The sequence below is a fragment of the Microcoleus sp. BM001215392 genome (genome assembly GCF_036700185.1).
Classification (GTDB): domain Bacteria; phylum Cyanobacteriota; class Cyanobacteriia; order Cyanobacteriales; family Microcoleaceae; genus Microcoleus.
Map to the genome: position 1 here is coordinate 1 of NZ_JAUBOJ010000320.1, position 9,199 is coordinate 9,199.

The window sequence follows — 9,199 nt, forward strand, 5'->3', positions numbered from 1 at the left end:
CTAATAACTTATATGCGGTCATGCGAGAGCCCTCTTCCAAAACCAGATGCACCCGTAAAGCGCGCATTTCGCACTCCACCAATTAGACTTGTGCTACAGGTTCCTTAGCCAAAAACTTCTCTAACTCAGTCAAAGCATCGGCATCAACTTTCGTCTGCATCGGACAGAACTTAGGCCCGCACATCGAACAGAATTCCGCAGTTTTGTAGATATCCGCCGGCAAAGTTTCGTCGTGATATTCCTTTGCCCGTTCTGGATCGAGCGATAGCTCAAATTGACGGTTCCAATCGAAATTGTAACGCGCTTTGGAAAGTTCGTCATCGCGATCGCGCGCACCCGGACGGCCGCGCGCAATATCCGCAGCGTGGGCCGCAATTTTGTAAGCAATCAGCCCGTTTCTGACATCCTCAGCATTCGGCAATCCCAAGTGTTCCTTGGGAGTCACGTAGCACAGCATCGCAGTACCGTACCAACCCGCCATCGCCGCCCCAATCGCCGAGGTAATGTGGTCGTATCCCGGTGCAATATCAGTCACCAACGGCCCCAAAACATAGAAGGGAGCTTCCGAGCATTCCTCCATTTGTTTCTTGACATTAAACTCAATTTGATCCATAGGTACGTGGCCCGGGCCTTCCACCATTACCTGCACATCATGTTCCCAAGCTTTGCGAGTTAATTGTCCCAAAGTTTTGAGTTCGGCTAATTGAGCCGCATCCGACGCATCGTGAGTGCAACCGGGGCGCAAAGAATCTCCCAAACTAAACGAAACATCGTATTTTTTGAAGATTTCAATGATGTCGTTAAAGTGAGTGTAGAGAGGATTTTGTTTGTGGTGGTGCAGCATCCAGCGCGCCAAAATACCGCCGCCGCGAGAAACAATCCCAGTCAGCCGATTTTTCACCAACGGCAAATGCTCGATCAGAATTCCAGCGTGAATTGTTTGGTAATCAACACCTTGTTGAGCGTGTTTTTCAATGATGTGCAGGAAGTCATTCGGGGTCAGACTTTCCATATTACCGTGCACGCTTTCTAGAGCTTGGTAAATTGGTACAGTGCCGATAGGAACCGGTGAAGCTTTGATAATTGTAGTGCGAATTTCATCCAAATTGCCGCCGCCTGTGGACAAGTCCATCACGGTATCAGCGCCGTATTTAACTGCTAGTTTAAGCTTGTCAACTTCTTCTTCCATGTTGGAAGAATTGGGAGATGCACCGATGTTAGCATTGACTTTGCACTTAGATGCAATGCCGATCGCCATTGGCTCCAAATTCGTGTGATTGATGTTAGCCGGAATAATCATCCGTCCCCGTGCTACTTCGGCGCGGATCAATTCTGCTGGAAGATTTTCTCGCTTAGCAACAAAGTCCATTTCCTCAGTAATGACACCTTGACGGGCGTAGTGCATTTGAGATACGTTGCTGTGCCCCTGACGCTTAGCGATCCATTCGGTACGCATATCTTATGTCCTTCATAAACAGCTTCCCTCCGCTGGTATTAACCAGACTCAGGTTCTAAGGGTGTTTTCTCAGCCCGGATTTTTCGGGCACCCCTAGCTTTAGGCTTATGATACTATTACTTATGTTGGGCAAAGATTAAATCTTTATAAAAACTTCCACAAGTCTGTAAAATTTTAATTACTTTAAGAATTTTTATTAAAAATTAAATATATTTAATTTGGGAATTTTTCAATGGTCACAAAGTGGAGATATCTCGAACGTGAATCGCCCTGTCCAGACTTTTGATATTTGTGCTGTTTAAAAGTACCCACGGCGCAGCTATCCAGTATAAAATCGCCCTAACCCAAGATTAAATCAATACTCACCGCAAACTCCGGAAACGCCAGCGGCGAAACTTGTTGTCCCCGCTCAAACTTTTGGACTGAAATGTAGTTATTTGCGATCGCATCGCGGTAAACTTCTAAACAGTTTGCTTCCAGATCCCACAGCCATACTTCCCGAATTCCAAAACGAGCATAATTTGATACTTTCACATCGCGGTCTTGACACTCTCAGCGCTCTTCGCGACTGAGATTCTTAAGACATTGCGGTCTTAATATCCCTATTACTAGGGTTCCCAAACTCAGCACGTTTGCTCGTAGAGCGTGCTGATATCTTTTGGGCGTTTGAGTGTCTAGCACTCGGTTTCGCGGAGCCCCCGCGTACCATTTCCAAAGCTCGGTCTCTGATAGTTTTTGCAGCGCCAATATCGGCGTGTTCGTGATATCCACATTCAACACAGATGAACTTTTCGCCATCTCTATTTGATTTGTCGATCTGACCACAATTTCTACATTCAGTGCTAGAGTATTTGGGATTAACTTTGATTACGACTTTTCCTTGCTTCGCAGCTAGATACTCAATCTTTAAAGTTAATTCAGACCAGCCAGCATCGGAGATAGAACGATTTAAACCTTTCTTTCTAGATTGTCCATTTTTGAGAAATCTTCCCGTTTTCTCATCACTTTTTACCTGACATCGACGCATCATCCCAGAAATATTCAAATTTTCTAGGGCAATCACATTAACATTGCGAGACACTATTAAATTCGCGGTTTTCCATTGATATGCTTGGCGTTTATTACCGATTTTTTGATGAAACTTTCCAACTTGGATAGCTGCTTTTTTGCGATTTTTACTGCCCTTGATTTTCCGCGTCACTCGTCTTTGCCTAATTTTTAGAGTCCGCTTAGCCTTTTTGTTTGTCGAAAACTTGGGATTCTCGATTTGGTATCCATCAGAAAGATGAACCAGTTTAGTGATTCCCAAGTCGCAACCTATTGCTTTGGGGCGATCGGCAACAGGAATAGCACTGTATTCAGGTACAGTTTTATCCTCTATCCTCACGGAAATATACCAACCATTCTGGCGCGCTCGTACCGCACAAGCCTTGATGGTAAATCCATCTGGGATTGAGCGAGAGTTGTAAAACCGCATCCAGCCCAGTTTTGGTAAGTAAATTTTATTGCCCTTGATTTTCACACCCATTGCGTAAGTAAAAGATGTGAAGTTGCTGCGGTTTTTAAATTTAGGAAATCCTCTGCCTTCAAAGAAATTCTTGTAAGCAGTGTCTAATCGTTTAACATTCTGCTGTAAAACAGTGGAGTCTATCCCGTTGTACCAAGGTCGAGCTGTTTTTAATTCTGGCAATGCTGTTATTTGAATGTCGCCAGCGCTTCGGCGAGGATTTCTAGCTTTACCTTCTTTGTCAAGCTTAGAGTCTTTCCAGGGATTTCCAGTTGCGCCACTTTTACTTACGAAGCAGGTCAATGGTGAAGCTTCGCCTTTCGTTCTGATGTCACAGTAATCGCCTTGGACAAACTGCTGATTGTACTGACAGATTCTGTCGTTGAGGCACCAGTTATAGTGGCTTCGCAACATATCTACCCAAGCAGACATTTTTAATGTTTGTGTTTGATTAGGACGTAACTTGTAAACGTAATTTGTCAACAATTTCGCTTACCTCCTTGTTTATATCTTAACGTCTTTCTCTAGTTTTAAATATTAAGAATTAAGAAAGATTCACGGCGATTAAAACCGCCCGTGTCGCTTGCATCTCAGGACTGAAGTCTCTGAGTTTTCCGCTTACCGAATGTTTTTTTATAAACAGCACTATGTAACCCCATATAGCTCGCACTCAAACCCTCTTCCCTCCTGACTCCTGACTCCTATATCCTCTTTGAGGCCAACCATAAATATTTACGCCAACTTACTTACTCCGCATCACCAGATTTCTGGGATTGCGAAGCTCAGTGAATGCGGTGTACTTTATGCCTAATTAATTCTCCGAAGATTCATCGGATTGTGGCTGGTTCTGCGTATCTTTTTCGCCAGCAACAAATCCTTCTGTATCCTGCTTTAATTCTGAGACAATTGCACCTCGATCGCGCCAAGCTTCGGCATTTTCGGGTTTGATGGCGATCGCTCGATCGTACGCGGCCATTGCTTCGATGTAGCGATTTAATTGTGACAAAGCTGTACCGCAGTGGTGCCAAGCATCGTAGGAATCGGGCTTCAACGCGATCGCTTTTTCGTAAGCTCCTATCGCCTCTTGATAGCGCTGCATTTTTGTCAAAGATTCGCCTTTACCAAACCAAGCCTCGTAACACTCAGAATTCAAGGCGATTGCTGATTCGTAAGATGCAATTGCTGCTTCGTGCTGCGACAGTTTCTCGAAAGCGGCGCCTCGGTTGTGCCACAGTTCAAAATCCTCCGGTTTAATCGCGATTGCTTTGTCGTAGGCTGCGATCGCATCTTGGTAGCGCTGCATTTTTCCCAACACTGCGCCTTTATTGTACCAAACTTCGTATTTGTCGGCCCGGATGCCCAAAGCTCGATCGTAAGAATCGATCGCATCGCTGTAGCGCAGCAGTCTCCACAGCATATTACCTCGGTTGTACCAAGTTTCGTATCTCTTGGGATTGAGAGCAACAGCGCGATCGTAAGAATCGACTGCGGCGGCGTGCTGCTGTACTTTACCCAGCATCGCGCCTCGGTTGTGCCAAATTTCGCTATCGCTGGCTTTGATAGCTAGGGCGCGATCGTAACTGGCGATCGCCTCTTCGTAATGCTGCAATTTTCCCAACAAAGCTGCTATGCTGTGCCAACAAGCGTATTTTCGCGACTCGCTGCTACTTGCTCGCTCGTAAGAATCGATCGCATCTTCATACTTCTGCAATTTTGCTAGCAAATTCGCTTTGTTATACCACGCTTCGCAGTGATCTGGTTTAATTAATATTGCTTGGTCGTAACAGGCGAGTGCTTCTTCGTGACGCTGCAATTTTATTAACACATTTCCGCGCCAATACCACGCCTCACCCAAATTATTATTCATTAAAATAGCTTTTTCAAAGCAGACCGCTGCCCCATCGTAATTGCCTTCAAAATAAAGCCCTTCACCTTGCTTGATATAATCGTCAGCAATCAAATTTCCGCCGTCGCTAGCAGGTGCAGTTTGCGAAGGTTGAGGTGCAACTTTGACAGATTCTTTGGCCACAACTGCGGGAACTTGGGAAATTTCTTGAACAATTTGCGATTTTTTCTCGTAAACTTCTGTCAACAAAACTTGCAGGTGCATCAGAAACTGAGATTTGAGAGTCTCAATTTGCTCGACGGAAGATTTAGAAATTTCTGTTTCTCTACTTAAAAAATCTATAGATTGTTTAGCGGCACTTAGTTGTGCTTCTAATTCATCCCGCAATTTTTGAGTCAGTTGGCTAGAATTAGTCAGCTCTGATTCCAAGACGCCAATCCCGTGCAATCTTTTATTAGCATCAGCAACTAACTGTCTGACTACAATCCTGCGGATCGCCCAAAAAAAGGCAATTGTCACAGGTGGAAATATCGTACCGAGAATGAGCAAAATATTCAGCAGATTTATGGTATTGTTAAAACCATATCCAGATTCCGCACTGTCGCTCTGCGGTGAAAGAAAAGCAAAAGCGTCGCGAACTTGAGGATTGCTTTTAACACCCGTGGCGATTAATTTACTCAGCCAGGTTTCTTGTAAAGATTTGGTCAGTTCGTCGCCGGATGTATTCGCCTTGGTTTTTGTCGCAGCAGATAACTCCGGCCCGGCTGCTGCTACCAGCAAACCAGCCCGCGATTTGACAGCACTTGGTGGGGAAAATTGTTCGTGGGCGATCGTCTCAGGGGCGCTAATTGACTCAGCCGGACGGGATGCACTACGATCGACCGCATCCACAAAGTTGCTAGCCTGCGGTGTCCCACCCGAGACGGGACTTGCAGCAGGAGCGGCGTTGGTATTAGCAGTTAAATTCTGGGATGCGAGGGCGGCCAGAGTCAAGAGAGCTACATTTGAGACTCGCATAAACGTCAACTCACCTAGGAGAAATTAGTATTGTTTGTCAGCGATCGCGCGATCGACCTCGTACTCTGGGCCCTGTACAATAACTAAGACCGGGAATACTGACCTACTATCTCCAAAATACGGGCTGTGTCTGACTTTTCAGGAAAAATGCTCATAATTCTGACCGTACAACTTTGGTCAAAAAATATATTCTCGCGCCTCATCCATTGTCATCACCCTCGGAATCTTTGGGGTGGCTGCACCAATCTGCACCATTAGGCAAATATCCGGGTGAACCCGCCCCAACCAACTAATATCGTCTCCGCTCGAATAACCACAATAATATTAGTTTGATCTTTCGGACTTTGAGGACTAAAGTCCGAACGATCAAACCGTTTTTATTACTTGCAGTTGACCGAAAAAGATATCAATGTTAGCTTTAAACCCCAGCTAAAGCCGCTGACGGTTGCTGATGTTCGGCCGTCGCTGCATCTAAACTGGCACCATAAATTTCGCAGCTATTATTCGGACTTTCAATCAGCTTAATTTTGTGCAACTCTGCGCCCAATTCCTTCACGGGCGATCGCAACAATTGACCGATCCGAACAGCAATATTCTCCGCAGTAGGCACTACATTTTCAAAATAGGCAATATCCTTATTTAAAAAAGTGTGATCGAATGGTTCAACCACATAATCATCTACAGCTTTTTGCAAAGCTGCCAAATCAACAATCATCCCAGTCCGCGCATCCATTTCTCCTTTAACCGTCACCTCTAAATGATAGTTGTGACCGTGACCGTTAGGTCTAGCACATTTGCCGTAAATTTCTGAATTTTCTTCAAAGCTCAAATCGGGACGAGCTAACCGATGGGCGGCGCTAAAATGAGTAGACAGAGTTAGATAAGCTTCCATGCCATTTCCTAAATATTCAGCCCAAAGTTCCGGGTGTTCAAACAATTGAATTTTGCTCACAGGCAAATGAGGAGCTAGCCGCAGCCAAATTTGCCGTGCTATGTTTTCGGTAGTTGGCAGAGTCTGCTCAAATTCCGGCCACGCTTGGTTAATGTAGGAAAAATCGAGAGCCTCGATCACTTCCCGCTTGATGACGTGCTTGACATCAGACAAGTTGAGTACCATGCCGTACTCGTCGAGTTCTCCTATCATGGAAACGTAAAGAACGTAATTGTGTCCGTGTCCCGGTGCGCGGGCAGTTGGGCCAAACCGCTCAAAGTTCTCGGCTTCGCTCAATTCTGGCAGCCAGTACCGGTGACTCGCCGAAAACTGCGCCCGACGATTGATGATGCACTGCATAAAAGTCAAGTAAGGTAAGCTTGTTAAGTTATGTAAAGGACTTACTCTTTTAAGCATAAACCAATTTTTGCTGGAATTTTTCGATAATTTTAGGGTGCTGTAATGAAGTTCTACCAATTTTCTATATTTTGGCAACACGCCACCGCCACATCCCCAAGCCCCCGAAAGCTGCACCACACAGATATCCGCCAAAAATACCGCTACAAAACAGTCGATCGCGATCGGTTGCTAACGCATTATTTACCAGTCTTTGAGAAAGTGCAATTCATCAACACCGATAGTTGCACCGCGCGTACCTTTTTGCAACATAGGGCTCAATCGGGTTCGAGTTTTTCGTCTAAGCTCTGCAATAGTTAGCAGTTTGCCGTTCAATTGCGACGAAAATTCATCACCCATTCGCTTTCACTAATTACATCTTACGAAATATTAATGAATTGGATTACTGAACCAGCCGATCGTTTTTTTGAGCATTTTTGGGGTGCGATGACAACCCCGCTATTTTATATCGGGGACACTCATCTGTCGATCGGGGCGATCGTCAAACTGATAGTCTTAGCTCTATTTGCCTTCATTGTAGCCCGGATTATCAGTGAAGGAATCAAGCGCAGCCTGCTAGTTAGGATGGGATTGGATCGAGGCAGCCGAGAGGCAATTTCTACTATCATCAGCTATATTTTAGCAACTATTGGGTGTATATTTGTCATGCAAGGTGCGGGGATAAACCTGACTTCTCTCACCGTCTTAGCTGGTGTCGTCGGCATTGGTTTCGGCTTCGGCTTGCAAAATCTCGCCAGCAACTTTATCAGCGGTCTCACCCTGCTCTTGGAACACCAAATTAGAGTCGGAGATTTTATTGAAATTGACAATTTATTAGGAACTGTAGAAAATATTTCGATCCGCTCGACAATTATTAAAACAATTGACGGTCTCTTTGTGATCGTACCAAATATTAAATTTGTCGAAACAAACATTATTAATTGGAGTTATAGAGACCCCAGATGTCGCCTTCACATCCCCGTCGGCGTTGCCTATGGAACTGATCCAGTATTAGTTACCGAAGCGCTGTTAATTGCGGCGCGGATGGAATCTAATGTGTTGTCCCATCCTTCTCCTAAAGTATGGTTTCGTGGTTTTGGAGACAATGCTTTAAATTTTGAACTTTTAGTTTGGATCGATCAGCCACAGGAAAGCGATGCTATTAAAAGTGCTGTCAATTTTTTAATAGATTACGAATTTCGCCACCGCAGCATCGAAATTCCATTTCCTCAGCGGGATTTGTGGCTGCGAAACCCACAAGATTTAACTAAACTTTTTCACAACAATCATAAAGACGATAATTCTCAGGGTCAAGTTTTTCCGCAGAATACCAAACATTCAGCAGAAATAAAATCTAATTCCACTGTTTCCGAGCATAAAAAGTCCGGCCCTAAATCGCCTAATAATTGGACGCTGCGAGATTTATTGCGGCGAGTAACTTATTTTGAACAGTGTACTGATTTAGAACTGCGACAGTTAATTGAATATGGCTACCGACAACTATTTCCAGCAGGACAGATTGTCTGTAAAGAAAACGACCCAGGTGATTCTTTTTATATTATTCTTTCCGGTGCTGTAGAAGTTCTTTCTCAAAAAGCCGATCAGTATATCGCGACGCTTCATGAGGGAGAGTTTTTTGGGGAAATATCCCTGCTGTTGGGAACTCCCAGAACCGCGACTGTTAAAACTAGAGAAGATGCAATTTTGTTTGTGGTGGAGCGCCACGACTTGCAAAAACTTTTAATCGAACAGCCGAATTTGGCCGATCAGATTGCTCAAAAATTGTCGGAACGCCAGCAAGCTTTGAGAGATTTGGGATTGTTAGATGATGACTCTCTCGATCACACTCCTTTTATTAAAATTCGCAAGCGAATTCAAGTTCTTTTTGGAATTTAAAAATTGTAATTGGTTATTAGTTATTGGTTATTTGTTATTGGTTATTGGTTATTGGTTATTTGCCAAAAACTAACTATAAATGACCAATACAGTATACCTCTTGCAAAAATCGGAAAACACCCTAAAATTATCTGCGTTTATCTGTGTTTA

General features: G+C 44.3%; 7 protein-coding genes and 1 riboswitch. Of the genes, 2 read left to right on the forward strand and 5 right to left on the reverse strand.

All coding sequences use genetic code 11. From position 1 onward, the window contains the following. Nucleotides 1–82: 82 nt before the first annotated feature. The 5 genes from thiC to QT974_RS26080 all read right to left on the reverse strand — a co-directional run bounded on the left by thiC (nucleotide 83) and on the right by QT974_RS26080 (nucleotide 7,117). A complete protein-coding gene (thiC, locus tag QT974_RS26060) occupies nucleotides 83–1,456 on the reverse strand; it encodes a phosphomethylpyrimidine synthase ThiC (RefSeq protein ID WP_333471311.1) in 1,374 nt (457 codons plus the stop codon). A gap of 7 nt (nucleotides 1,457–1,463) precedes the next feature. Further along, nucleotides 1,464–1,561, reverse strand: a riboswitch (TPP riboswitch). 234 nt (nucleotides 1,562–1,795) lie between these two features. Further along, nucleotides 1,796–1,990, reverse strand: a complete 195-nt coding sequence (locus QT974_RS26065) for a Uma2 family endonuclease (protein ID WP_333471312.1) — start codon at nucleotides 1,988–1,990, stop codon at nucleotides 1,796–1,798. A 43-nt stretch (nucleotides 1,991–2,033) separates the two neighbouring features. Further along, nucleotides 2,034–3,449, reverse strand: coding sequence for an RNA-guided endonuclease InsQ/TnpB family protein (locus QT974_RS26070; protein ID WP_333471313.1), 1,416 nt, complete (start codon nucleotides 3,447–3,449; stop codon nucleotides 2,034–2,036). A 325-nt stretch (nucleotides 3,450–3,774) separates the two neighbouring features. Then, the gene (locus QT974_RS26075; RefSeq protein WP_333471314.1) at nucleotides 3,775–5,826 is read right to left on the reverse strand and encodes a tetratricopeptide repeat protein; all 2,052 of its coding nucleotides are present in this window, start codon (nucleotides 5,824–5,826) and stop codon (nucleotides 3,775–3,777) included. Nucleotides 5,827–6,244: 418 nt separating this feature from the next. Next, complete coding sequence (locus QT974_RS26080; RefSeq protein WP_333471317.1) at nucleotides 6,245–7,117, reverse strand: 6-carboxytetrahydropterin synthase; 873 nt, start codon at nucleotides 7,115–7,117, stop codon at nucleotides 6,245–6,247. 102 nt (nucleotides 7,118–7,219) lie between these two features. Here QT974_RS26080 and QT974_RS26085 point away from each other — a divergent pair, with 102 nt between their 5' ends. Together QT974_RS26085 and QT974_RS26090 are read left to right on the forward strand one after the other, a co-directional pair. Further along, nucleotides 7,220–7,474, forward strand: a complete 255-nt coding sequence (locus tag QT974_RS26085) for a hypothetical protein (protein ID WP_333471315.1) — start codon at nucleotides 7,220–7,222, stop codon at nucleotides 7,472–7,474. A 72-nt stretch (nucleotides 7,475–7,546) separates the two neighbouring features. Then, nucleotides 7,547–9,049, forward strand: coding sequence for a cyclic nucleotide-binding domain-containing protein (locus QT974_RS26090; protein WP_333471316.1), 1,503 nt, complete (start codon nucleotides 7,547–7,549; stop codon nucleotides 9,047–9,049). Nucleotides 9,050–9,199 lie beyond the last annotated feature (150 nt).

Bases quoted from the DNA above. Each gene is read 5' to 3' on its own strand.
- thiC (WP_333471311.1), bottom strand. From the start codon at position 1,456: ATGCGTACCGAATGGATCGCTAAGCGTCAGGGGCACAGCAACGTATCT.
- QT974_RS26075 (WP_333471314.1), bottom strand. From the start codon at position 5,826: ATGCGAGTCTCAAATGTAGCTCTCTTGACTCTGGCCGCCCTCGCATCC.
- QT974_RS26080 (WP_333471317.1), bottom strand. From the start codon at position 7,117: ATGCAGTGCATCATCAATCGTCGGGCGCAGTTTTCGGCGAGTCACCGG.
- QT974_RS26085 (WP_333471315.1), top strand. From the start codon at position 7,220: ATGAAGTTCTACCAATTTTCTATATTTTGGCAACACGCCACCGCCACA.
- QT974_RS26090 (WP_333471316.1), top strand. From the start codon at position 7,547: ATGAATTGGATTACTGAACCAGCCGATCGTTTTTTTGAGCATTTTTGG.